Below are 24,697 nucleotides of genomic sequence, written 5' to 3'. Positions count from 1 at the left end.
TGATGACGTGCCGGGTGTCGCGACACGCTGGATCCTTCCGGTCACGGCGCACCATAGGCCGACCTGAACTCACCGATTCTCAAGGGGAGTACGCGCTCCTTGCCCCTCTGGTTCCGGTCGGCAGTACGGCACGGGCGATGCCGGTGAGGTTGCCCTGCAGGACGAGGATCTCAATGCGGTTCGATCCGTCGAGGTCGGCCGCGTACACGTTCCCGGCCAGGTCGGTCACGTACATGCGGCCGCCGTCCGGATCGAGGGCGATACCGATGCCCTCCATCAGGTGGTCCAGGAGGATCTCGGCCGTTCGCCCCTCGTCCGAGGGGTCCATCGGCGCGCGGTTCACGGTGTTGCCTCGGGGCGGGTCCCCGCGATCGGTCCAGTACAGCATGCGTTCCGCGAGGTCGAGCTCCAGGTCGATCGGCTCCGGCAGTCCCTCGAACAGCACCTCGAGGTCGCCGCGTTCGGCCGCATTCTCCCCCGCGGGCAGGTCGATCCCGGCTCGTAGGATCCTCCCCAGCCCGGCGTCACTGGGGCCCTTCTGTGTCCAGTAGAGGTGTCCGCCGACAGGGTCGGCGGCGACTCCCACGCACCATTTGGTCTCGTCGCGGCGATCCTCCTCAGCGTCTCCCGTCTGCACGAGGGTCTCGACGTTCGAGCCGTCGAGGTCGCAGCGCATCACGCGCATGCCCTCGCGATCGCCCCAGTACAGCTTCCGGCCGGTGGTCTCGAAGTGGAGTTGCTTCGGCGTGTGTGTGACGCCGCTCGGGACGATGGTCGTGCGGTTGCCTCCGTCCAGGTCCACGCGTTCGATCGAGCCGTCGTTCTCCGGCGGGGAGCCCATGTTGGTCCAGTAGACGTGCCCGGCCACGACGTCGACGGCGACCCCGTCGGGGATCCTGCACCCGGTGACGACAAGCCGCTTGTCGGAGCCGTCGGGATGCACGGAGAACAGCCGGCCGCCGCTGCTGGCCTCGAGTACGAAGAGCGTTTCCTGACCCTGCGTCACGGTCCCTCCTTCTTATCGGGACCGGCTGCGGCACTCGACGGGCCGGACGGGTCGTGCTGGGCGCGCACGGCCAGCAGGGCCGAGAGCATCGCGTCGCGCCGAGCGGCCAGTTCGTCGACCGAGTGGCCGGCCGCCTCCTCCAGGACGCCGTCGACGATGCTCTCCTTCAGTTCGGGGGTGAACTCGGGGGTGCGCAGGTCCTGCCAGGACGCGGCCATGCGGGGCATGAGGGTGTCCATGAAGTGCTGGATGCCTCCCTCTCCCCCGCCGAGGTGCCACAGCAGATGGGGACCCATGACGCCCCATCGGAGACCCGGCCCCCAGGACACCGCGTCGTCGGAGTCCGCCACGTCGAGCACTCCTTCCTGGACCAGGTACACGACCTCGCGGTACAGCGCGGCCTGGATGCGGTTGGCGACGTGCCCGGGAAGCTCCTTCTTCAGGTGAATCGGCTTCTTGCCGATCGCCGCGTAGAACGACATGACGTCACGGATCGTCTGCGGCGCGGTCCTCGTCCCGCCGACCACCTCGACGAGCGGGACGATGTGCGGCGGGTTGAAGGGATGACCGATGACGGTGCGCTCGGGACGCCGGCACTCGGCCTGGATGACGCTCATCGTGATGCCCGACGAACTCGACGCGATGATCGCCTCCGGCGGCGTGGCGTCGTCGAGGTCGGCGAACAGCTTGACCTTGAGCTCCGGGCGCTCGGGTGCGTTCTCCTGGACGAAATCGGCGTCGGCGACGGCCTGGCGCATGTCCGTGGTGAAGCTCAATCGGTCGGGGGACGCTCCGGGTGCGAGCCCGATCGAGGCCGCCGCGTCCCAGGCCGCCGCCACGTACGACCGCAGGGCCGTCTCCGCGGTGGGGGCGGGGTCGGTCGCTGTGACGTCGAAGCCCCGGACGAGATAGTGCGTCGCCCATCCGGCACCGATCGTGCCGGTCCCGACGATCGCCACACGGTGGACGGGTGTGTGCGTATGCATGGCTGGTCACTGCTCCTGGACGTCGGACACGGACGGTGGGGCAGCGGAAGGTGGAGGCGTGTCCGGCGTCAGCGGCCGTGCCAGACGGGGCTGCGCTTCTCGGCGAACGCCCGTGCGCCTTCCCGCGCGTCCTCGCTGGAGAACAGCCCCCTCGTGATCTCGTCCTGGCGTGTGAAGGCGTCACTCTCGTTCAGGCCCTGCGTTTCCCGCAGGACTTCCTTGACGGCTGCCAGCGCCAGCGGTGCGTTCCGCGCGACGCGCTCCGCCAGTTGCCGGGCCCCGTCCAGCGCGGCGCCGGGTGGGGTCAGCTCGTTGACGAGCCCGTACTCCTTGCCTTCGGCGGCGGTCAGCGGCTCGCCCGTGAGCAGTACGCGCGCGGCGACGTGGTACGGAAGGCGGCGCGGGAGCCTGACCAGTCCGCCCGTTGCCGCCACGAGACCGCGCGTGACCTCGGGAAGCCCGAACCGGGCGTCCTCCGCGGCGACGATCAGATCGCAGGCGAGCACCATCTCGAATCCGCCGCCGAGCGCCCAGCCCTCGACCGCGGCGATCAACGGCTTGTGCACCGCCGTGCCGGTGAGCCCGCCGAATCCCCGGCCGGGGATCACCGGCAGCTCACCCTTGGCGAATGCCTTCAGGTCCATGCCGGCGCTGAACACCCCGCCCGCGCCCGTGAGTACGCCGACGGACAGCTCCGGGTCCCCGTCGAGCAGATCCACGGCCGCGGCGAGTTGTACCGCGACCTCGTGGTCGACGGCGTTCTTCTGGGCCGGGCGGTTGATGGTGATGGTCAGCACGCCGCTACGGCGCTCGTGGAGCACCATGTCGGACGCTGGGGACGCCGTGCTCATCGCGGTGTCTCCGCTTCCGTCGTGCCGGGGATCGCTCCCTTGGTGCGCAGCTCGGCGATCTCGGTGGGGCCGAATCCCAGCTCGGCGAGGATCTCGTCGTTGTGCTCGCCCAGGTCGGGTGCTCGCTTCGCGGGCGCCTTCGGCACCCCTCTGAGGTTGACCGGGCTGCTGATGGTTTCCTTCAGCCCGCTGACCCCTTCCAGCGGCACCACGATGTCGTTCGCGCGCAGCTGCGGGTCCTGCGCGGCCTCCTCCGGCGTCTGAATGAGGCTGTAGGTGACGCGTTCCCTGCCCAGGGCGTCCTTCCAGTGGGCGAAGGGCTGCGAGCGGAATTCGGAGTCGAGCAGCTCGCTCAGCGCGGCGGAGTTCTTGACGAAGCCCTCGACGCCCGCGAAACGGGGATCCTCGAGCAGTTCGGGGTGCCCGATGGCCCGCGTCAGTCCCGGCCAGTGCGAGGGTGAGGCGACCAGCATGAACCACTCGTCGTCCGCGGTCCGGTAGGGGTTGATCAGCGGGTTCGCGGGCGCGTTCCGGTCATGCAGCTGGAACGGTGTGCCGCCGGCGAGCGCGCCGGCGACGAGCGTTCCCGTGGCCCAGACGCCCATGGCGAGCAGCGACGTCCCGACGCTGGCCCCTTGCCCCGTCCGTTCGCGGCGGTAGAGGGCGGTCACGATCGCCGCGTAGATGGCGATCGCCGACATGTAGTCGCCGCTGCCCCAGACGGGCACCGTCGGTGGGGCTCCCGCGTCCCGGGTGGAGGCCAGCAGCCCGCTGCGCGACCAGGCGGCGGTCAGGTCGAAACCCGGCTGCCCGGCGTCGGGGCCGGTATCGCCGAAGCCGGTGATGTCGGCGTAGACGACCCTTGGATTCCAGCCCGCCACCTCGTCGTAGCCGAGGTGCAGCCTTTCGCGCGCGCCGTGCGGGAAGTTGGTGATCACCACGTCGGCCCACTGGACGAGACGTTTGAGGACCTCGGTGGCCGCCGGTGACTTCAGGTCGATCACCATGCCGCGCTTGTTGCGGTTGGCGAGGTGCCAGCTGTAGTTGGCCTGCGCCTGGGGGCTCGGCGGCACGGAGCTCAGCCTCCGTTGCGGGTCGCCCTGTCCCGGCGGTTCGATCTTGATGACGTCCGCTCCGAAGTCGGACAGCATGGTGGCCGCGGCCGGTGCGGCGATGAAGCTCGACACGTCCAGGACCTTCAGGCCGGTGAAGACGGATTCGGTGGTCATCGCCGTCACCTCACGAATGCGCTCAGGCCGTCGGTGACGGCGCGTCCGACGATGAGGGTCTGGATCTCCCGCGTGCCCTCGTACGAGTAGATGGCCTCGGCGTCGGCGACGAAGCGGCCGATGTTGTAGTCGAGGAGGATGCCGTTGCCGGCCAGCAGTTCGCGCGCCCATCCCACGGTCTCGCGCATTTGCGCCGTGCAGTAGGCCTTCGCCAGGGCGGACTGCTCGTCGCGGAACACCCCGGCGTCCTGCAACTGGGCCAGGCGCGTGACCATCCCGCACGATGCCGTGGCGTTGCCGAGCATTCTCACCAGCAGGTCCTGCACGAGCTGGAAGCTCCCGATCGGGCGCCCGAACTGTTCCCGCTCCATCGCGTACTGCAGGGCGATCTCGTAGGCGGCGAACATCATGCCCACCGCCTGCCACGCCACGCCGCTGCGGGTCTGGCGCAGGATCTTGGCGGTGTCCTTGAACGAGTTCGCGTTCTGCAGCCGGTTGGTCTCCGGTACACGGCAGCCGTCGAGCACGATGTCGGCGTTCTGCACGATCCGCAGCGCCATCTTCCGCTCGATCTTCGTGGCGGTGAACCCGGGTGTGTCCTTCTCGACGACGAAGCCCAGCACATGACGGGTCTCGGCATCGCGGGCCCAGATGACGACCAGGTCGGCGAAGGTCGCGTTGCCGATCCACCGCTTCGCGCCGTCGATGATCCATGCGTCGCCGTCGCGGCGCGCGGTCGTCGCCAGACCGCCGGCCACGTCGGAGCCGCCGTGCGGCTCGGTCAACCCGAAGGCGCCGATCTTCTCGAAGCGACTCATCGCCGGCAGCCATCGGCGCTTCTGCTCCTCCGAGCCGCAGGTGAGGATGGTGCCCATGGCCAAGCCCGTGTGCACGCCGAAGAACGTCGCCACCGACGCGTCGGCATGCGCGAGCTCCAACGCCAGGAGACCCGCGAAGAGGTTGCTCGGCCTGGATTCCTGCGAGTCAGGGTCGGCCCAGTTCAGGAGACCGAGTCCCCCGAAGCCCTCGACCAGCTGGAAGGGGAACTCGGCCCGGCCCCAGTAGTCGCCGATGATCGGGGCGACCTGCGTGCGGAGGAACTCACGGACGGACTCGATCTTCCCCCGCTCACTGTCCGACAGCAGCTCCTCGTAGGCGTAGAAGTCGGCAGGCATCAGCCCTTTGTCCAGGTAGGGACCGGACGGTGTCGGCAAAGCCGTGGTGCCGCTCATTGCAATCTCCCTCAAGCGGTGCGGGACGTGGCCCGGAGATCAGCGCCCGTCAGCGCTCTCGACGCTCGGCATTTCGGTTCTCGAGCGCGATTAAACGCGGCTGCAGGGGACGTCCCCCGGACCCGCACAGCCGAGGGGCGCTGTGTCGCCGCGGACCACCCGAGTGGCCCGTCGTCCCCGGCGCGGGAGAAGTGAGGCAGGACTGCGGAGACTGTCCGAGCGTCCTGTCGGTGGTGGCGCGCCGAAGCCACCGGCGGTGGCGACACGCCGGGGCGTCTTCCGCTCAGGTCCGAGCGACGGCTGATGGCGGAGGCAACGGCGGGGTGGCGGGCGGCTGGTCAGCCTGCCTTGTGGAGTTGGACCTGTTGCTCCGCGTCCATGAAACCGAGCGCCCGGTAGAGGCGGATGGCATCGTCGTCGGGGTCCGCGACGATGACGAGCTTGCGGATGTCTGCGGGGAGGCGCGCGTGCTGGGCCGCATGGCGGATGACGGCGGAAGCCAGACCTCGGCGACGGAAGTCAGGATGAGTCGCGACGTTCTGGAACCGCGCCAGTCCCGAGGCGTCGGCGAACAATCCGGCTCCGGCACACAGACGGTCCTCGACGAAGGCACCGGCCCAGCTTCCGTGACCGGCCTCGCACAGACTGCGGTAGCCGGCGACCTGTCGCTCGGCGAAGTGCCGACCATCGCTGTCCGACGGCAATCCGTAGCAGGCGAAGTGCAGTTCCAGTACCTGGCGCCACTCGTCGTCGCACGTCAGCAGACGGACGTCGGCTTGCGGGGCCGCACCGGATGACACGAGCCGGTCCGCTGTCAGTACCGTGTCGACTTCAGCGGTCACTCCGAGCGCCTGGTGCTCTGTCCTGTCTCCCACCGTGCCGGCGACGCCGTCCACGCCGAAAGCCCGGTACCTCGCCTCGGGGAACTCCGCCTCGAACGACGTCGACCATCGGGACGCGTCGCCTCGCTGAGGCGGAGACTCGAACAAAAGGAAGTTCCCCCAGTGAAAACCAGGGTTCGCCGGGGTGCGGACCACCAGATGTCTCCCGTGGTCGGTGACCACTGATCCACCCATCTCCAGCAACATCAGATCTGTGCGGAACCCGAGCGACGCAATCTTCACCCGGCTGAGCGTACAGCCGGTCTTCGCAAGGGAACTGGACTGGAGCGTCCTACGATCCGAGCACATCGTGCGACACCTCAAAGTGCGGGCCCAGAATCCGTGAACCCTCCTGGTCGAGGCCACTACCGGCAGAGGATCTCTACCGCAGGCAGCCCACGACCGGCACGAGCACCCGGGACAGCGTCACTGGGCCGGGATCGGCTGGGTGAGGTTCAGCGGGTTGCCGTCGGGGTCCTGGATGTGGGCGACACGCTGTCCCCACGGCATGTCGTTGGGGCCGCCGCGGACCGAGCCGCCCAGCGCCGTCACCCGGCCGAGCGTCTCATCGACGTCGTCGACGCCGATGCTGAGCAAGATCCGCGGTGCCTCCCCGGTCCCCGGTTTCGTCTTGGCCACCAGCCCGAGGTCGGTGTCGCCGATCCGCAGGCCGAGGTAGAAGGCCGGCCCTTCCTCCGGTACCCGGAAGATCTCCTCGGCGCCGAACAGTTTCGTGTAGAAGTCGAGCAGGACGTCCTGGTCGGCGGTCAGGATCACTGGCTGGATGGTGGACATGGCACTCCTGGCGAGATGAGAACGGTCGTGTCGCTGGGTAGACCGTTCGAGGACGGTGAACTCATCGGCAGGAACGCCCGATCTGGCTGCATCGTGACGACCTTCCTCTGGGGAAGCCGTCGGCCTTGCGGGCGTAGGCGAAGGTGAAGTCCTTGGCTCCGCGCCACTGCTCCCGGTGGCCGAGATGGACGTAGGTCTTCGAGTCCAGGACCAGGGTCAGTCGCTTGGGATGTCTGGTGCCGCCTCCAGGACGTACGCGGCCGTCTACATCCGAGGGTGCTTTGAACTGGCGCACCCATCTGCGTCCCGATGCTGAGCCCGCCCGGGGGTGGCGTCACGCCACCCTCGACTGCGCCTGACGGACATCGGACCGGCCGGCTTCGCCTGGCACCGCCTCCCCAACTGCTCAGCCCTGCGCCATACTTCGGCTGTCCCACGGCCAACCTGCGATCTCCTTGGGCAACTTCCCTCTCTTGGGGCACTGGGGCCGCCCACGCCTCGAGTCCACGGACTTCCCAGGGAGGGACTTCTTTCATGGCACCGAAGTCACAGCAGACACCGGCCGAAGGCCACGACGGTGAGATGCTCGCCGCTGCGCGGCATCTGAACCGCCGCCGTTTCCTCACCGTCACGGGCGCGGCCGCCGCACTCGCCTTCGCCACCAACCTGCCGGCTGCCGGTGCCGCTGCCGCCGCGGAGCTGGACGCCGGCAAGATCACCGAAAACCCCTTCACGATGGGCGTCGCCTCCGGCGACCCGCTGCCGTCCTCGGTCCTGCTCTGGACGCGACTGGCGCCCAGGCTGTTCGAGCCGGGCAACGGCCTGCCCGCCAAGAACGTGAAGGTGCGCTGGGAACTCGCGCACGATGACCGTTTCACCCGCATCGTGCGGCGCGGCACCGAGCTCGCCCACCCGGAGTTCAACCACGCCGTGCACGTCGAGGTGAAGGGGCTGGACGCGGACCGGGTGTACTTCTACCGTTTTCGCACCGGAGACTGGGTCAGCCCCGTCGGCCGTACCCGCACCGCGCCGGCGAACAACGCCAGGTCCAGCGAGATGCGCCTCGCGATCGTCTCCTGCCAGGCCTATCACGACGGCTACTTCACCCCGTACACGCACCTCGCGGGGGAGGACGTCGATGCCGTCTTCCACCTCGGCGACTACCTGTACGAGTACACCGTGACCGCCGTCGGCGGCAAGCGCGCCTACACGGACCGTCGTCTGCCCGCCCTGTTCAACCGCGAGACGGTCACGCTGGAGGACTACCGCCTGCGGTATGCCCTCTACAAGTCGGACCCCGACTTGATGGCCGCGCACGCCGCCCACCCGTTCGTCGTCACCTGGGACGACCACGAGACCGAGAACAACTACGCGGACGAGACCCCCGAGAACGACGTGCCGCCGGAGGAGTTCCTCGTCCGGCGGGCCGCCGCCTACCGCGCGTACTGGGAGAACCAGCCGCTGCGCCGGCCCCAGCGGCCCGACGGCCCGGACATGCGGCTCTACCGCCGCCTGCACTGGGGCCGCCTGGCCCAGTTCGACGTCCTCGACACGCGCCAGTACCGCACCGACCAGGCGTACGGCGACGGATGGAAGGCCCCGGGTCCCGAGTCCACCGCCGAGTCGATGACCCTGCCGGGTCTCCAGCAGGAGCGGTGGCTGATCGACGGCTGGAAGGCCTCCCGCGCGCAGTGGAACGTCGTGCCGCAGCAGGTGACCTTCTCCCGCCGCAACAACCCCGACGGCTCCGGCACGCTCAGCATGGACTCCTGGGACGGCTACCCGGCCTCCCGCGAGCGCATCCTGGCCGGGGCCGAGGCGGCGGGCGTGGAGAATCTCGTCGTGTTCACCGGTGACGTGCACGTGTCGTACGCGCTCGACATAAAGCGCGACGCCGGCGACCCCGATTCGCGCACCGTCGGCACCGAGTTCGTCACCACGTCGATCGCCAGCGGCGCCGACGGGGTGGCCCACCCCTCGAACCACGCCGCGTATCTCGCGCGCAACCCGCACATGAAGTACTACGACGGGCGCCGTGGTTATGTGAAGGTCACGCTCGACGCCGAGGCCGCGCGCGGCGACTACCGGTCCGTGGACTACGTCACCAAGCCGGACGCCCCGCTGGTCCAGGGCGCCTCTTTCGTCTCCGAGTCGGGCAACCCGGGTCTCACTCCGGCCTGACCCGCGCTCCAGGGCACGAAGCATCACCGGTCCCGGCCGTCGGCATCCCGGCGGCCGGGACCAGGCCCGCCGTACAGCGCGAGGCACGGAGCAGCAGACACATGTCCTCATCGCCCGGGCACGACGTGGCCCTGTCAGGCGTCGCCGTCTCAGCGGTGAACCAGTGTCAGGACCTCGTCCCGTACCCGGGTGAGTGTGTCCGTGTCCTCCGCCTCCACGTTGAGCCGGAGCATCGGTTCGGTGTTGGAGGGGCGCAGGTTGAACCACCAGTCGGCGGTGGAGATGGTCAGGCCGTCGAGCTCGTCGCTGGTCACTCCGGTGCGGGCGGTGAAGGCCTCGCGTACGGCCGCGATGGTGGACTTCTGGTCGTGGACGGTGCTGTTGATCTCCCCCGACGCCGCGTAGCGCTGGTAGCGGCGCACCAGGCGGGACAGGGGTTCCTGCTGCGTGCCGAGCGTGGCGATCACGTGCAGGGCGGCCAGCATGCCGGTGTCGGCGTTCCAGAAGTCGCGGAAGTAGTAGTGCGCCGAGTGCTCGCCGCCGAACACCGCGCCCGTGCGCGTCATCTCGGCCTTGATGAAGGAGTGGCCCACCCGTGTACGGACCGGTACTCCGCCGAGTTCGCGGACCACTTCGGGCACCGTCCGGGACGTGATCAGGTTGTGCAGGACGGTGCTTCCCGGGTGGGCGGCCAGCAGGCGGGCGGCGATCAGGGCGGTCACGGCGGAGGGGGCGACGGCCTCGCCGCGTTCGTCGACCACGAAGCAGCGGTCGGCGTCGCCGTCGAAGGCCAGGCCGAGGTCGGCATCGTTCTCGCGAACTGCGCGTTGCAGGTCGACGATGTTGGCCGGGTTCAGTGGGTTGGCCTCGTGGTTGGGGAAGGTCCCGTCGAGTTCGAAGTACAGGGGGACGATGTCCACCGGCACGTCGCGGAAGACGGCGGGCACGGTCAGGCCGCTCATGCCGTTGCCGGCGTCCACCACGATCTTGAGGGGGCGGACGGTGCGGACGTCGACGAGGCCCAGCAGGTGGGCCGCGTAGTCGGCGAGCATGTCGCGGCGGGTGACGGATCCGGTCGTGCGGCCCGGGGACGGGAGGGGCTCGCCGGCTGCCCAGGACTCCACGAGCGTACGGATGTCGCGCAGTCCCGTGTCCTGGCCGATCGGTGCCGCACCGGCCCGGCACATCTTGATGCCGTTGTAGCGGGCGGGGTTGTGGCTGGCGGTGAACATCGCGCCGGCCCGGTCGAGATGGCCGCTGGCGAAGTACAGCTCGTCCGTGGAGCACAGGCCGATCTCGATGACGTCGGCCCCCTGCCCGGCGGCACCCTGGGCGAAGGCTCGCGCCAGAGCGGGCGAGCTGGGGCGCATGTCGTGCCCGGTCACGATGGCGGTGGCGCCGGTCGTCTCGACGAAGGCGGCGCCGAACAGCCGGGCGAGGTCCTCGTCGAGCTGATCGGGGACGATGCCGCGGACGTCGTACGCCTTCACCAGTGAGGTCAGGTCGATGCCTGGTTCCTTGTTCACTGTTGGTGCTCCTTGTAGGTGATCCAGACCGCGGTGTCCTGGGGGACGGTACGGTCGTCGAGCGGTGCGCTGGACAGCAGTACCTGGGCGTGATCGTCCAGGGGGACGGGCCGCGGTCCGAAGTTGACCAGGCAGTGCAGTCCGGGCGCCCGTTGGAAGGCGAACCACTCGCCGTTCTCGGGGCCTTGGGTGCGCAGTGCGGTGTCGTGTGCGGGATGGGCGCGGCGCAGGCGCAGTGCTGCCCTGTACAGCGCGAGCATGGATTGTTCGTCCTCGTGCTGTGCCGCGACGGTGAGTTCCGCCCAGTCGGCGGGCTGGGGGAACCAGCAGTTCTCCGCTGCGGCGTCGCTGAAGTCGTACGGAGGGACGCTCCCCGCCCAGGGCAGCGGCACGCGGCAGCCGTCGCGTCCCCGTTGGAGGTGTTCGGAGCGTATCCACAGCGGGTCGCGGATCCGGTCGTCGGGGACGGGGGCCTGGGGCAGGCCCAGTTCCTCGCCCTGGTAGATGTACGCCGCGCCCGGCAAACCCAGCATCAGCAACGCCGCCGCACGGGCGCGTCGTCCGCCGAGCCGGCCGCCCCCGTAGCGGCTGACCGGACGGATGGCGTCGTGGCTGGAGAGCACCCAGGTGACGGGAGCGCCCACGGCCTGCATGGCGCGTGCGGACTGCTCGACGACCTCCCGCATCGTGGGTCCGTCCCAAGGGCATTCCAGGAAGGCGAAGTTGAACGTCTGCTGCATCTCTCCCGGGGCGACGTAGCGGGCCAGGCGTTCACGGTCGAAGATGCCGGCCTCGGCCACCATCACGCGCTCGGGCGGGGCCACCGCCCCGGCGGGGGCGGGGTGCCGGTCGAGCAGGGCGCGCCAGGCACGGAACAGGGGGTGCAGTTCGTCCTGGTCGTAGTAGGGCATCAGGTGGTTGCGGTGGACGTCCTGGTGCTGGCCGGGGCCGGCGTCGGGAAGGTCCTCGGCCTTGAACAGAGTGTGGGCGACGTCGACGCGGAAACCGTCGACACCGCGGTCGAGCCAGTGTCTGAGGATGCGCTCGAACTCGGCGACGACCTCGGTGTGGCGCCAGTCGAGGTCGGGCTGCTCCGGTGCGTGCAGGTGCAGGTACCACTGTCCGGGGCGGCCGTCCGCCTCGTCGATTCTGGTCCAGGCGGGGCCGCCGAACGCGGACTGCCAGTCGTTGGGGGCCAGTTCGCCCTTCTCGCCGCGGCCGTCCCGGAAGATGTAGCGCGTTCTGGCCGGGGCGCCGGGGCCGGAGGTGAGCGCGTCCTGGAACCAGGGATGCCGGTGGGAGGTGTGATTGGGGACGACGTCGACCAGGACCTTGATGCCCAGCGCGTGCGCCTTGGTCACCAGGGCGTCGAAGTCTGCGGGCGTCCCGAGGTCGGGCGCGACGCCGGTGTGGTCGCAGATGTCGTAGCCGCCGTCCGCCAGCGGCGAGGGGTAGAACGGGGTGATCCACACCGCATCGACGCCGAGGTCCGCCAGGTGGTCCAGGCGGGCGGTGGCTCCGGGAAGGTCGCCGGTGCCGTCGCCGTTGCCGTCGGCGAAGGCACGAGGGTGGATCTCGTAACAGACGGCCTCTCTCCACCACACAGGGCGGCCGTCGTCGTGGAGCAGGTCGGATGCCGTCATCCGGCGCCTCCGGCCGGGGCGGTGTCGACGAGGGCGACAATCCGGCCGCTCTGCGCGGACGTGGTGGCGGCCCGCGCCACGGCCACGGCCGTCAGTCCGGCGCGGGCGTCGGCCTGTGGTGTGCCGCCGTGTGCCGCGCAGTGCAGGAGGTCGGTCATGGCCGCCCGCACGCTCTCGGCGTACACGTGCGGTTTGCGGTCCTCGCCGCCCAGGTCGACGACGCAGTCGACCCGGTGCGGGACGCTGCGCGTGATCCCTCTGCCGCGGGCCGGGCGGGAGGAGCCGGCCTCGCGTGCGACGGTCACCGTGACGTGTTCCTCGCCGTGCGGGCGCAGGCCGGGAACCGCGAGGAGTTCGGCGGCCCGTGCGGGCAGCGCCTCCCAGCGGGCCGCGCCCGCCTCGTCGGTCCACGCGGTGAGTGTCGCGTACGTCGGTATCCAGCCGGTGAGCCGGGCTTCGGCGAAGCCGTAGTCCAGCCGCATCAGCTGCCGCTCGGCGCGGTGCGCGTGGGTGAAGGAGTGGGTGTGGGTGGCGACGGCGCCGCCGGGGTGGACGGCCGTGGCCACCACGATGTCCACCGGGCCGTCCTGGCGCCGCACCTCGGTGCCCTGTACTTGGAGCGGGCCGCTGCCCATCAGGGCGTTCGCGGCGTCGAAGAAGTGCACACCGTGCTCGACGTGGATGCCGCCGCTGTGCGCCGGGTCCCAGAACCAGTGGTCCGGGCCGAGGTCCTCGTCGGAGGCGTCGTTCTCGAAGGCGAACCGGCGCAGCGGGTCGAGCAGTTGTTCCTGCCCGAGCCGTTGGAGCAGCCGCAGAAGGGGGTTGTAGCGCAGCACATGGTCGACGACGAACACCCCTGGCGACCTACGGCTCACCGCCTCGACGCGCGCGGCGTCCTCGACGGTGAGCGCCATCGGCTTCTCGCAGAAGACGTGCTTGCCGGCCCGCAGGGCGGCCACCGCGCCGTCCGCGTGCGCGGCCGGCGGGGTGGCCAGGACGACCACGTCGACGTCGGGGAGGGCGGCGACATCCTCCACACGTGCGTGGGCGGTGGCGCCGTGGCGGGCGGCGAGTTCCTCGGCCCGGCCCCGGTCGGCGTCGGCGCACGCGATGACCCGAAGCGAGGGGATGTCGCGTATCGCCTCCAGCACGAACGAGCCGAAGGCGCCGCAGCCGACCAGCGCGACGCCGTGCCCCGCGGGGCCGGGGCTCACTGGGACCGGTCCAGGCGGGCCACGCCGATGTGCGCGTCGGCCATCCCGTAGAACACGTAACGCACGCCGTCGATCTCCTCGATCGCGGTGGGGAAGACCACGTTGGGGACGGTGCCGGAGCGCTCCTCCTCGGTCTCCGGGGCCATGAGCGGTTCTGCGGTGCGGGCGATGACACGGGCCGGGTCGGCGGGGTCGAGGATCATGGCGCCGGCCGCGTAGTTGACCGTCTGCACCTGGGCGAACGGGTCTTCGATCGTGCCGGAGACACCGTGGTGGATGAGCAGCCAGCCCTCGTCGACGCGGATGGGGGCCGGCCCGGCTCCGATCTTGAGGTCTTCCCAGGGGTGTTCCGACAGCGCGACCAGGCGGTGGTGGCGCGGGCGGGTCAGGGCGCTCAGGTCCTGCTTCACCTCGTCGACGGGCACGTAGGAGATCCAGATGCCGGGGCGCTCGTCGGTCACGCCGGCGGGCAGGTGCACACCCTCGCCCGGCCGGAACCAGCCGAGGTCCCACATCGGGCGGTGCAGCATGGCGTAGGAGAGCGCGCCGTCCGGGCCCGGCACGGGCTCGGGGAAGTGCACGACGTCCTTGTTGGGGAAGAGGTTGAGGTCGGTGTCCAGGTCGGGCTGGTAGGCGAACTGGATGGGGCCGAGGCGTTCCCAGTTGAGGAGGTCCTCGGAGACGGCGAGGGCGGGCTTGGGTCCGAGCGGGCCGTAGGCCACGTACGACATGACGTACCGGCCCAGATCCTCGATCCAGGTGGTGCGGGGGTCCTCGACACCGGCGTTGTTCTTGCCGCGCTCCCATCCGGCGTCGGGTGCGAGCACCACGCCGCGGCGCTCGACTCCGGTGGGGACACCGTCCTCGAGGGTGACTTCGGCGAGACCGACGCGGGAGACGTTGCCCTCGGAGACGAGTCGCGGCAGCAGGTGCAGCGTGCCGTCGGGGGTGCGGCCGGAGGCGGGGTTGAGCACGCCCTCGGCCTCGTTGGCCTCGCCGGGCAGCGGAGACATCACGACGCCGACGCGGGTGAGGGTGTAGGGAACAGAGGGGGTGGTGCTGTGGGACACGGAGGTTCAGCCCTTCGTTGCTGAGTCGATGTCGGTGGAGGTGAAGCGGCTCTGGAAAATCACGTACAGGGCGACGGCCGGTGCTGCGAGCACGCACGCGCCGGCGAGGATGGCGCCGAAGGGGTTGGCGGCGGCGGAGGCGACCGTGCTGATGTAGTTCGCCAGGGAGACCGCCAGGGGCTGCATGTCCTGCCGCTTGGTGACGAGGAACGGCCAGAGGAATTCATTCCAGGGCCCGGTGAAGCTGAGCAGGACGACCGACAGCAGGGCCGGCTTGCACAGCGGCAGCGCGATGCGGAACAGGATCTGCAGCTCGCCGGCGCCGTCGAGGCGGGCCGCCTCGAACAGGGCGGGCGGCAGTTGCAGGAAGAACTGCCGGAAGATGAAGACGGCACTCGTGTTGATCGCGAAAGGCAGGATCATGCCGAGGTAGGAGTCGGCGAGACCGTAGTCGCGGACGATCAGCACGTACAGCGGGATCAGCAGCAGTTGGAAGGGCACGACCTGGACCAGCAGCACCAGGGCGAAGGTCGAGCCGCGGCCGCGGAAGTGCAGCCGGGCCAGGGCGTAGCCCGCGAGCAGACCGAACACGGTGGTGCAGATGATGACCCCGCCGGTGAAGATGCCCGAGTTCACCAGGGAGCGTCCCAGCGAGATCGCCGAGTTGATCGCCGCGTAGTTGTGGAAGCTCAGGTTCGCCGGGTTCGGGAACGCGCCGGACGGGCTGGAGTCGGGCTCCTTCTGCAGGGAGCCGATGATCATGTAGTAGAAGGGGAAGAGGAAGGCGAAAGCGCCGATGAGCAGGGCGATCCGTGATCCGATCGACCGCGGGCGGGTTCGCGGGGTGTGCTGGGTGGGGCGTTGCTCGTCGAGGGGACGAGGCGCGCTGTCGGCGGTCATGTCAGTCCCTCTCCACGAGCCGTCGGTACACGAGCGAGATGGCGGTGACGAGGATGACCAGGATCACGCCGATGGCCGCCGCCTCGTCCGGGTGTCCCTGCTGCAGGCCCCGTTGGTACATCAGCAGCACGGGCGAGGTGGTCGCGCCGTCGGGTCCGCCGCCGCTGGTCAGCAGGTAGGGCTCGGTGAAAAGGTTGGCGCCGGTCACGGTGGCCAGGATCAGGACCAGGAGTGTGGCCGGGCGCACCGCCGGGACCGTGATGGAGCGGAAGGTGCGCAGGCGTCCGGCGCCGTCGATGGCCGCCGACTCGTAGAGCTCCTGGGGCACGTTCTGCAGCGCCGACAGGTACAGCACCACGAAGAAGCCCAGTTGTTTCCAGGCCACGAAGACGGCCACGAGCGGCATGGCGAGGTGTGAGTTCACCAGCCAGGACGGATGCGGCGCCAGCGATCCGAGTGCGTTGTTGACCAGGCCGTCGGAGTTGAACAGGAACATCCACACACCGACGACCGCGACACTGGCGGTGACGTAGGGGATGTAGTACGCCGTGCGGAAGAACGACCGGAAGGGCAGCTTCTTGTTCAGGGCGGTTGCCAGGACAAGGGCGGCGACCACGGTCAGTGGCACGTTGATGATTAGGAAGACGGCGATGTTGTAGAAGGAGCGCCAGACGGCGGGGTCGGTCAGCACCGTCGTGTAGTTGTCGAGTCCCACGAAGGGCCGGTCGACCTGGACGCCGGGGGCCGCGAAGAAGTAGTCGTGGAAGGACATCCACACGGCGAAGCCGAGGGGATACACGAAGATCGCGGCGAGATAGAGCACGTATGGGGAGACGAAGAGCATGCCGATGGGCTGGTGGCCGCCGAGCCGCAACCGCCAAGGCTGCCTGGGCCCCGGTTTCCTGCTCGCGGTCCCGGCGGCGTGCCGGGACCCGTGAGTGTCAGAGGCAGTGGAGGACATGGCGGGTGCTCACTGGCCTTCCGCGAGCTTGTCCACCTTGGCCGCGGCGCCCTTGAGCGCGGAGTCGAGGTCACCCTTGCCGAAGATGACGGCCTTGGTGTACGCGTCGCGGAACGTCTGCCACACCTCGACGGAGTTGGGGACGTTGGGTGCCTCGACGGTGTGCTCGGCCTGCTCGGCGAAGACCTCGTACTCCTTGTGCGAAGCGAAGTAGGACGGGTAGGCGGCCGCCAGGTCGGTACGCATCGGCATCTGGCCGGTCGCCTCGAGCAGCTTGCCGTCCTGCTCCTTGCCGGTGGCGAACTTCATGACGTCCCAGGCCGTCCCGCGGTTCTTGCAGGAGGTGTACATGCCGATGGACTTCTCGTCGCTGAAGGTGCCCTTGCCGGGGGTGCCCTCGGCGGTGGGCACCGGCACGGCACCCCAGTTGACCTTGTCGCCGTAGACGGAGACCGCCCACGGGCCCACGGTGGCCATGGCGGCCTTGCCGTCGGCGAAAGCGTCGCCGTTGTAGCTCTCCTTGGGCGCCAGGCCGTCGGCGTACATGGTCTTCCACATCTGGGCGGCCTTGATGCCGTCGGGCGAGGCGAACTGTGCCTTGCCGTCCTCGACCAGCTGCTTGCCGGTCTGCGCCGCGAACATCGGGTAGTAGTCGAACCAGGACTGGTAGAACTCCGACGTCGGAGCCGGCCAGATAGCGGCCTTGGCGGCCTTGCTGTCGACGAGCTTGTGCGACGTGGCGAGGAAGTCCTTGTAGCTGGACAGCTTGGGGTGCTTCGGGTCGAGCCCGGCCTTCTTGAACAGGTCCTTGTTGTAGAAGATCATCACCGGGTTGCTCTTCCACGGCATCTGGTAGTACTTGCCGTCCGGCGACGCGTACTGCGAGAGCCTGTCGCCGACCCGCTCCTGCAGGTACTTCTTGCCGTCGGGGAAGTCGTCGAGCGCCACGAGACCGCCCTGCTTCTGGAACCCGGGCACGGCGGCCGGGGCGGTGTTGAGGACCAGACACGGCGCGTTGCCGGCGGTGATCGCCGCTCCGATGACCTCCTCGGAGCTCTTGCCCGCGGGGATCTCCTGAGCGGTGACCTTCTCCTTGGGATGGGCGGCGTTCCAGTCCGCGACCATCTTCTTGCCCCACGCGACTTCCTGCGCGTTGTTGGAGTACCAGATCGTGATCGGACCGCGCGCGTCGTTGGAAGTGCTGGAGTCCGATCCCCCGCCGCCGCACGCGGAGAGGGCAAGGGCGGCCACGGGCAGCAGGGTGAGGAGGGCCTTCTTCATTGGAGGTTCCGTTTCTGGCTAAATGAATCTTGCGGTGCGGAACAGCCGGCGCCCGACCACCCCGTCCCGGGGGCAGAGCGAGTCCGGCCGTGCCGCTGGGTCATACGGCTTTGCGGTCCGGCACGGGTCCGGTCGAGCCGCGCACCACCAGGGCGGCCGGCTCCAGTTCCATGTCGGTGGTGGCGCCGGTCTCGATCAGCTCCACCAATGCCTGCGCGGACGCCCGGCCCCACGAGAACGGGTTCGCACGGCACGTGGTCAGCGGAGGACTGGTGTAGGAGGCCAGCGGTACATCGTCGAAGCCGACCACCGAGAGGTCTTCGGGCAGCCGCAGTCCGCTGTCCTGGGCGACCGCCATGCCGGCGGTGGCGGACAAGTCGTTGCCATACACGATGGCCGTCGGCGGGGTGGGCTGCTCGAGCAGCATGCGGGTGGCCCGTGCTCCGCCCTCGGCCGTGAAGCCCCCTGGCAGGAGCGGGCCCTCTCGCAGGCCTGCTTCGGCGAGTGCGTCCGCCCAGGCCTGGCGGCGGCGCCGGGCGTGCACGAACTCGTCGGGGCCGGCGACGTAGGCGATGTCCCGGTGCCCCAGGCCGACCAGATGCCGCACAGCGTCGCGCACGGCAGGGCGGTCGTCGAGGTTGATCGCCGGCAGGCCCGCGCCCGCTTCGACCGACCCGACCGCCACGGCCGGCAGGCCCAGCTCGGCCACGAGCGCCGGACGGGAGTCGTCGACGCGCAGGTCTGTGAGGAAGACACCGTCCACGCGCCGGTCGGACGAGAGCCTGTGATAGGTGTCGACTTCGCTTCCGGGACGACTCATCTGCAGCATCAGACCGTTGCCGGTCTCGGAGATGACTGCCTCGATGCCTGCCATGAAGGCCGGATAGAAGGGGTCCGTGCCGATGAGTTCGGGTTCGCGGGCGAGGACCAGGCCCACGGCGCGGGCTCGCCCGGTGGACAGTGCGCGTGCGCTTCGGCTCGGCGTCCATCCCAGTTCCCCGGCCGCGGAGCGGACACGCTCCTGCGTCTCCTGGGCCACGCCGGGACGATTGTTGAGGACGAAGGAAACGGTCGCGCGGGACACTCCGGCCAACTTCGCCACATCGGCGATGGTCGGACGACGGGACATGTGCGTACCGCTTTCTTCAGACGGGACTGTCACCACGCGCTCCCCGAACCCGACGGCCTGACACTCGTCGACCTCGACCGACGAGGTCTGCCTCAGGACCGCACGATGAGGCTGAGTCTCATCGGAGGAGAGCGGCGCACCGGCGTTTAAACCGGTTTGAATGGCTGCCCCGTAGCTTCAGTCCAAGAACCGCGAGAAGTCAATAGGTCGAGGGAAAGAATAGGGGATGCGTTATTTGTCGCTTTTGCCGTCGATGAGTTCTACTTCGTTCGGCCAGTGGACGGCGACATCGGCGCGAGCAGGGCCTGACCTTCACCGTTGTCCAGCGGTCGAACGTGCCGCGATCCCAGCCCATGGCTTTTGTCACACTTGAGGTGGCCCAGGATCGGATGGCTGCGGCCGCCGATGCTCGTCGGTCGTGGCGCCCCTCCCCCACTGTCCAGCCTCGACAGCCCGGGCTTGAACGATAAAATCGATCCGTCCGGCATGCGGGGCGCTGATCTCCGTTCATGCACATACGTAGGGGTCGAGCAGCGGGGGATGCACATGACGGCCGGTTCCCATGGCCCACGGCCGACTCCGGGACCGTCCGTGACCATCTCGGACGTCGCCGAGGCGGCCGGGGTGTCACGACAGACGGTGTCCAACGTGCTCAACGCGCCCGACCGGGTCCGCGCCGAGACGCGGGAGCGGGTCAATCGGGCCGTCTCCGACCTCGGTTACCACCCCAACCGGGCGGCACGCTCGCTCAGGGCCAGCTCGCCCCGCATGGTGGGGTGCAGGATCCTGCCGGTCCACGCGGAGACGGTGGCCTCCATCCAGGACCGCTTCCTTCACGCGCTCGCCGAGGCGGGCCAGGCGTGCGACCACCATGTGCTGCTGTTCACGGCGCCGAATGCCGATGAGGAGGTCGAGCGGTGCACGGCGCTCTGGCGCGCCGGGGCGGTGAGCGCCGTGGTGCTCTACGACGTCACTCCGCACGACCCGCGCCCACGGCAACTGGAGGCAGTCGGCGTCCCGTTCACCGCGTTCGGGCGTACGGCGACGTGTGCCGACGGCTACAGCTGGGCCGATGTCGACAACACGGCCGGCACGGCCTCCGCCGTCGATCACCTGGTCGCCGCCGGCCACCGGCGCATCGGATTCCTGGGCTGGCCCGAGGGCTCCAGTGTCGGCGACGCCCGGGCACACGGCTGGCTGGCGGCCATGGACCGGCACGGCCTGCTCGCCCAAAGCCATCGGCTCGACGTACGGGGCGACGACACCATGTCGAGCGGTACGCGGCTCATGGTGGAGCTCCTGGACCGGCCGGCGCGACCGACCGCTGTCGTCGCGGCGACCGACACCCTCGGAGTCGGCGCGCTGCACGCCGTGCGTCACCACGGCCTGCGCCCCGGCGAGGACGTCGCGGTGGTGGGATTCGACGACACCCCCGCCGCAGCGGCGATGGGCCTGTCGAGCGTCCGTCAGCCGATAGAGGAGGTCGGCCGGTTGATCATGGCGGAGCTGCTGCGGCTCATCGGCCGGAACGCGGACAAGGACGTCGACGGCGCTGCCGAGTCTCTGCACCGGCTGCTGGTTCCGGAGTTGGTCGTGCGCGCGAGTTCGGCGCCGCCGCGCGGCACACGCGGCGACTGACAGGGGGCCGCGCGCCTCCGCCTCCGCCTCCGCCTCTGCCTCTGCCTCTGCCTCTGCCTCTGCCTCTGCCTCTGCCTCTGCCCAACGGCTACCGGTCTGCCACAGGTGTGCGCGTAGCGAGCCTGACCTCTCCCCCGGCCGGGACGTGTCGGAGCCGTCCCGCGGCCTCCACCGGGAGCGCTTCGCCCATGTGCAGCCGCACCGTCGTAGCCTCGTGCCGGATGTCGATGTCGAAGACACGGCCCCGCCAGCGCAGCCGCCGCAGAGCGATGCCTTCCAGCGCGTCGGGCAGGATCGGTGCGAGGACGACCCGGTCCTCCCGCCAGCGCAGTCCCGAGTAACCGTGAAGGAACTCCTGCAGGAAGCCGCCGTGCCCGGTGAGGAAGGTGAAGGCTCCCCCGGTCCGGGTCTCGGCGAACTGCTCGAAGGGCGGACGGAGGAAGGGCTCGACACTGCGCCGGGTGTGCTCGAACGCCGCTTTGGCGTCGCCGAGTTCGGCGTAGACGATGGAGTGGACCGAGTCGGTCATCGACGGGCCGTCCTCGTGCGTACGGGGCACGTAGTACTCGAGGTCGGCCCGGGAGACCTCCGCCGGCTGCGGGTTCTCCCACGGGTAGGCGAGCATCACCACGTCCGCCTGTTTGATCTGTTGGCCCTCGTATCCGGTGAACTCCGGGTGGATGCCCAGGGCTTGATCGAACGGGACGACGATCCGGTCCGCGACGTCCGTCCAGCGCGCGTCGGCCGGCTGCCCCGACGTCTCTGCGGCCCGGGCGGCGAAGCGGAGTGCGGCCCGGGCAGCGACATTCGTGTAGACGGAGTCGTCGTGCGGCCCTTCCGCATACTCGTCCGGCGGAATCACCCCGTTGATGTGACAGCGGCCCTCGGCGTCGGCGGTGACCCGGCTCGTCCAGAAATCGGCGACCGCGCTCAGCACGGGCAGTCCCGACGTCCGCAGCCATCGCTCGTCGCCGGTGACCAGCCAGTGCTGCCAGAAGGCCAGCGCGACATCCGAGCTCACATGTTGTTCGAGACGGCCGCACGGCGCCCATACCGGTGTGTCCTCGTCGCCGGTGAGACCGCTCTCCCAGGGGAACCGGGCGCCCCTGTATCCGCCGTCGGCGGCGTAGGCGCGGGCCGCGTCGAGCCGCCGGACCCGGTAGTCCAGGACGCTCTCGGCGATCCGCGGGTGCTGGGCCAGGAGGCTCGGCAGGATCCAGGTTTCGGTGTCCCAGAAGACATGGCCGTTGTAACTGTCGCTGGACAGCCCGGCAGGTGAGAGCGACCACGGCGAGTCCTCGCGCACACTGGTCAGGAGGTAGAACTTCGAGGCCCTCACCTGGCGTTGCAGGCGGTCGTCGCCGCGGACGACGATGTCGCCCTGCCACTCCCGCGCCCAGGCCCGGCGGTTGTCGTCGGCGAGCCGGCCGTACCCCGCACGAGCGGCCTCGTCGGCGTGTGATCGGGCGGCGGCACACGGGTCGTCGGCGTCGTGCGAGGTCACGACGGACACGTATTTGGTGAAGCTGCAGGGGCGGCCCGGCAGCGCGCGCACCGTGACCGTCTGCGCCGCCGTCTCCTCCCCCGATGGACACGACGGCTCGGCACCGTCGGCGTGGAGCACGGAGACGACCGCGGCCACGATGCCGCTTCCCTCGGCCTCCGTGACGGTCCAGATCCGTCCCGCGTCCGATCCCTGCCGGGCAGGTGTCGTGCGGGAAGCCGCACGGTCGTCGAGGGTGTCGGTGACGACGAGTGTCCCCTCCCAGTGCGGGGTGAGCGTCACGGTCACGGCCGCGACGTAAGGCCGGGACCGGTCGGTGAGCACTTGATGGCGCACATCCGTGACGCGGCCCGCCGGCGAGGTCCAGCGGGCCTCCGTGGTGATCACTCCGGTACGCAGGTCGAGGGACTGCCGGTACCTCTCGATGCCGCGAGCGGCTCCGGCTTCCGGCCGTGCCACCGCTGCCCAGTCACCTCCGACAAGCTCCTCCGCCGTGGCGCGTACGGAGCTGAACGCGTCGTTGAACGAGCCGCTGCCGTCGCTCACATCGAGCGTCGTCCAGGCGGGCAGGGACGCTTTGCGGGACCATTCGCCGCCACGGCCGGTGTAGAAGCCGGCGACATGGAACTGGGTGCGCACGGGGGCCTCGGCGAAGCCGTTGCCGGACGCCGGCACCCGCGCGGCCAGCCGGCCGTTGCCGGTGAAGGCGGGGTGGTAGTCGGTCAGCGGATCGTCGGTGCTCAACACCCACTCGTCCGAGGTGGCGAACGCACCGCCGGCCGGGGCACCTGCCCGGGCCGGCTCTCCCGCCGTGTGGGCGTCCACTATTTCAGTCCTCCTGCCGTGAGACCGTCCACGATCCGCCGCTGGAAGAACAACACGGCGACGACGAGCGGCAGGGTCACCACGACGCCGGCCGCCATCTGTGTGCCGAACGGCTGGTCGTACCTGTACTGGCCGGTGAAGAGCGACACGATCACGTTGGCGGTCATCATGTGACGGTCATTCACCACGCTGACCGCGATGAGGAATTCGTTCCAGGCGCAGATGAAGACGAGGATCGCCGTGGTGAAGACGCCCGGTGCGGCGAGCGGGAGCACGACCTTGCGGAACGCCTGCGCGGGTGTGCACCCGTCGACCTGCGCGGCCTTCTCCAGCTCCGCGGGCATCTGGCGGAAGAACGCGGTGAGGTTCCAGACGGCCAGCGGCAGGGCGAAGCTCATGCTCGGGACGATCATCGCCTGATAGGTGTTGATCCAGCCGGCGTCCGTGAAGAGATCGAGCAGCGGCACCACCAGGATGATCGGCGGGAACATCGAGGCCGCGATGATCAGCGTCAGAATCAGTGTCTTGCCGCGGAACTGCAGCCGTGCCAGCGCGTATCCGGCGAAGATCGCGACGACCAGCGTGACGGCGGTGGTGACACCGGCCACGACCAGGCTGTTGACGAGGGCCCGGCCGAATCCGTTGCGCGCGTCGAAGGCCGCGGAGTAGTTGTCGAAGGAGACCGGTACGGGCAGCGGCGCGTTGGAGAACTGGTCGGCCGGTCTGCGCAGGCTGGAGACGACCATCCAGTAGAAGGGAGCCAGGCAGTAGGCCACGACCGTCGCGATACCGAGGCGGCGGGCCCAGGCCGTGCCGCGCCCGGAGCGCTTCGTGCCAGGCCGTACGGGCGCTGCCTGCCGAGGCCTGAAGATCGTCGTACTCATGTCTCGCTCCCGGTGCCCCGGCCGATCAGATCGGCTCCGAACAGCTTCACGAACGCGAGGGCGACCACGGCGACGTACAGGAACAGGACGGTCGCGTACGCGGCGGCGGTGCCGAAGCGCAGATTGGTCATCTCGTCGAAGGCGATCATCGAGAGCGTTTCGACCGAATCCTTTCGCGGCCCCACGAGGACGTACGGCAGGTCGAACATGCGCAGGACGTCCAGGAGGCGGAAGAGGACGGCGACCACGAGGGCCGGGCGGACCAGGGGCAGGGTGATCCGCCAGAAGACGCGCCACGCGGAGGCGCCGTCGACGCGGGCGGCCTCGTACAACTCGCCGGGGATGATCTGCAGTCCGGCGAGCACGAGCAGCCCGATGAACGGCGCGGTCTTCCAGGTGTCGGCGATGACCACGGAGAGCCAAGCCTGGAACCCGTCGCTGCTCCACAGCACTTGGGTGCCGAGGATCTCGTTGGCGACCCCTTGGCTGTTGAAGACCCACTTCCAGAGCATGCCGGAGATCGCGGTGGGGATGGCCCAGGGCACGAGGACCGCGGCGCGGACAAAGGCCCGGCCCCAGAAGGCCCGGTGCATCACCAGGGCCATGCAGACCCCGATCAGGACCTCGAGGGTGACCGAGGCCAGAGCGAACGACGTGGTGTTCCACCAGGGCCGCAGCAGCCGGTCGTCGGAGAAGACGGAGGTGTAGTTCCCGGCGCCGTAGGAAGTGGCGGTCACCTTGAAACCGGTGTGCGGGTCGATGGACTCGCTGGACACCTGGAAGGACAGCCGCAGGGCCGCCACCACGGGGTATCCGATGACCAGGACGAGGACCAGGAACGTCGGCGAGAGCAGGGCCACGGCCAGACCGGCCGTCCCGGCCCGGCGCGATGAGCGCACGGGCCGGGACGCCGCGGTCTTGCGCACCGGCGTCGGCGTCGTGACGGACACGTGGGCGGCCC

Annotated in this window: 20 protein-coding genes; 2 read left to right on the top strand and 18 right to left on the bottom strand. The window is 69.6% G+C overall.

Annotated elements, in window-relative coordinates; all coding sequences use genetic code 11:
- Window positions 1-79 precede the first annotated feature (79 nt).
- From ACSYGO_RS44795 to ACSYGO_RS44765, 7 genes are all read right to left on the bottom strand, one after another.
- The gene (locus ACSYGO_RS44795; protein WP_460390265.1) at window positions 80-1,006 is read right to left on the bottom strand and encodes a YncE family protein; all 927 of its coding nucleotides are present in this window, start codon (window positions 1,004-1,006) and stop codon (window positions 80-82) included.
- Entirely contained in the window at window positions 1,003-1,992 is a 990-nt protein-coding gene (locus tag ACSYGO_RS44790; RefSeq protein ID WP_460390264.1) for a 3-hydroxyacyl-CoA dehydrogenase NAD-binding domain-containing protein, read from the bottom strand. Before ACSYGO_RS44790 ends, ACSYGO_RS44795 begins: the two co-directional genes overlap by 4 nt.
- Before the next feature lie 68 nt (window positions 1,993-2,060).
- On the bottom strand, window positions 2,061-2,843 hold the full coding sequence (locus tag ACSYGO_RS44785; RefSeq protein ID WP_460390263.1) for a crotonase/enoyl-CoA hydratase family protein: 783 nt from the start codon (window positions 2,841-2,843) through the stop codon (window positions 2,061-2,063).
- Window positions 2,840-4,072 (bottom strand): CaiB/BaiF CoA transferase family protein, encoded by a 1,233-nt coding sequence (locus tag ACSYGO_RS44780; RefSeq protein ID WP_460390262.1) that lies wholly within the window; start codon window positions 4,070-4,072, stop codon window positions 2,840-2,842. The genes ACSYGO_RS44785 and ACSYGO_RS44780 overlap by 4 nt, the downstream gene beginning before the upstream one ends.
- 5 nt (window positions 4,073-4,077) lie before the next feature.
- Entirely contained in the window at window positions 4,078-5,304 is a 1,227-nt protein-coding gene (locus tag ACSYGO_RS44775) for an acyl-CoA dehydrogenase family protein (protein WP_460390261.1), read from the bottom strand.
- Between the two features lie 338 nt (window positions 5,305-5,642).
- On the bottom strand, window positions 5,643-6,341 hold the full coding sequence (locus tag ACSYGO_RS44770) for a GNAT family N-acetyltransferase (protein ID WP_460390260.1): 699 nt from the start codon (window positions 6,339-6,341) through the stop codon (window positions 5,643-5,645).
- Window positions 6,342-6,611: 270 nt separating this feature from the next.
- Complete coding sequence (locus ACSYGO_RS44765; RefSeq protein ID WP_426674855.1) at window positions 6,612-6,980, bottom strand: VOC family protein; 369 nt, start codon at window positions 6,978-6,980, stop codon at window positions 6,612-6,614.
- Window positions 6,981-7,514: 534 nt separating this feature from the next.
- Between ACSYGO_RS44765 and ACSYGO_RS44760 the strand changes: the two genes are divergently transcribed.
- Window positions 7,515-9,161 (top strand): alkaline phosphatase D family protein, encoded by a 1,647-nt coding sequence (locus ACSYGO_RS44760; protein WP_460390259.1) that lies wholly within the window; start codon window positions 7,515-7,517, stop codon window positions 9,159-9,161.
- A 149-nt stretch (window positions 9,162-9,310) separates the two neighbouring features.
- Here ACSYGO_RS44760 and ACSYGO_RS44755 read toward each other — a convergent pair whose 3' ends face one another.
- The 8 genes from ACSYGO_RS44755 to ACSYGO_RS44720 all read right to left on the bottom strand — a co-directional run bounded on the left by ACSYGO_RS44755 (window position 9,311) and on the right by ACSYGO_RS44720 (window position 18,885).
- A complete protein-coding gene (locus ACSYGO_RS44755; protein ID WP_460390258.1) occupies window positions 9,311-10,687 on the bottom strand; it encodes a phosphomannomutase/phosphoglucomutase in 1,377 nt (458 codons plus the stop codon).
- A complete protein-coding gene (locus tag ACSYGO_RS44750) occupies window positions 10,684-12,330 on the bottom strand; it encodes a glycoside hydrolase family 13 protein (protein ID WP_460390257.1) in 1,647 nt (548 codons plus the stop codon). The genes ACSYGO_RS44755 and ACSYGO_RS44750 overlap by 4 nt, the downstream gene beginning before the upstream one ends.
- Window positions 12,327-13,544: a Gfo/Idh/MocA family protein gene (locus ACSYGO_RS44745; RefSeq protein ID WP_460390256.1), complete on the bottom strand. Its 1,218-nt coding sequence runs from the start codon at window positions 13,542-13,544 to the stop codon at window positions 12,327-12,329. The genes ACSYGO_RS44750 and ACSYGO_RS44745 overlap by 4 nt, the downstream gene beginning before the upstream one ends.
- Window positions 13,541-14,557 (bottom strand): glycoside hydrolase family 130 protein, encoded by a 1,017-nt coding sequence (locus ACSYGO_RS44740; protein ID WP_426675380.1) that lies wholly within the window; start codon window positions 14,555-14,557, stop codon window positions 13,541-13,543. The genes ACSYGO_RS44745 and ACSYGO_RS44740 overlap by 4 nt, the downstream gene beginning before the upstream one ends.
- 63 nt (window positions 14,558-14,620) lie before the next feature.
- On the bottom strand, window positions 14,621-15,514 hold the full coding sequence (locus ACSYGO_RS44735) for a carbohydrate ABC transporter permease (protein ID WP_460390255.1): 894 nt from the start codon (window positions 15,512-15,514) through the stop codon (window positions 14,621-14,623).
- Window position 15,515: 1 nt separating this feature from the next.
- A complete protein-coding gene (locus ACSYGO_RS44730) occupies window positions 15,516-16,388 on the bottom strand; it encodes a carbohydrate ABC transporter permease (RefSeq protein ID WP_460390254.1) in 873 nt (290 codons plus the stop codon).
- A 96-nt stretch (window positions 16,389-16,484) separates the two neighbouring features.
- On the bottom strand, window positions 16,485-17,756 hold the full coding sequence (locus tag ACSYGO_RS44725; RefSeq protein ID WP_460390253.1) for an extracellular solute-binding protein: 1,272 nt from the start codon (window positions 17,754-17,756) through the stop codon (window positions 16,485-16,487).
- A gap of 100 nt (window positions 17,757-17,856) precedes the next feature.
- Entirely contained in the window at window positions 17,857-18,885 is a 1,029-nt protein-coding gene (locus ACSYGO_RS44720; RefSeq protein WP_435221194.1) for a LacI family DNA-binding transcriptional regulator, read from the bottom strand.
- A 591-nt stretch (window positions 18,886-19,476) separates the two neighbouring features.
- On the opposite strand from ACSYGO_RS44720, the gene ACSYGO_RS44715 reads away from it, so the two are divergent.
- Entirely contained in the window at window positions 19,477-20,523 is a 1,047-nt protein-coding gene (locus tag ACSYGO_RS44715) for a LacI family DNA-binding transcriptional regulator (protein ID WP_460390252.1), read from the top strand.
- Window positions 20,524-20,611: 88 nt separating this feature from the next.
- Here ACSYGO_RS44715 and ACSYGO_RS44710 read toward each other — a convergent pair whose 3' ends face one another.
- Genes ACSYGO_RS44710 through ACSYGO_RS44700 form a run of 3 tightly spaced genes read right to left on the bottom strand, consistent with a single transcriptional unit; the run spans window position 20,612 to window position 24,686 of the window.
- Window positions 20,612-22,852, bottom strand: a complete 2,241-nt coding sequence (locus tag ACSYGO_RS44710) for a glycosyl hydrolase family 65 protein (RefSeq protein ID WP_460390251.1) — start codon at window positions 22,850-22,852, stop codon at window positions 20,612-20,614.
- Window positions 22,852-23,736, bottom strand: a complete 885-nt coding sequence (locus ACSYGO_RS44705; RefSeq protein ID WP_460390250.1) for a carbohydrate ABC transporter permease — start codon at window positions 23,734-23,736, stop codon at window positions 22,852-22,854. The genes ACSYGO_RS44710 and ACSYGO_RS44705 overlap by 1 nt, the downstream gene beginning before the upstream one ends.
- Entirely contained in the window at window positions 23,733-24,686 is a 954-nt protein-coding gene (locus tag ACSYGO_RS44700; RefSeq protein WP_460390249.1) for a carbohydrate ABC transporter permease, read from the bottom strand. Before ACSYGO_RS44700 ends, ACSYGO_RS44705 begins: the two co-directional genes overlap by 4 nt.
- Between the last annotated feature and the right edge of the window lie 11 nt (window positions 24,687-24,697).

This window comes from Streptomyces krungchingensis (genome assembly GCF_054729265.1).
The sequence above is the reverse complement of the archived record's forward strand: the minus strand, read 5'-3'. Positions and strand labels throughout refer to the sequence as shown.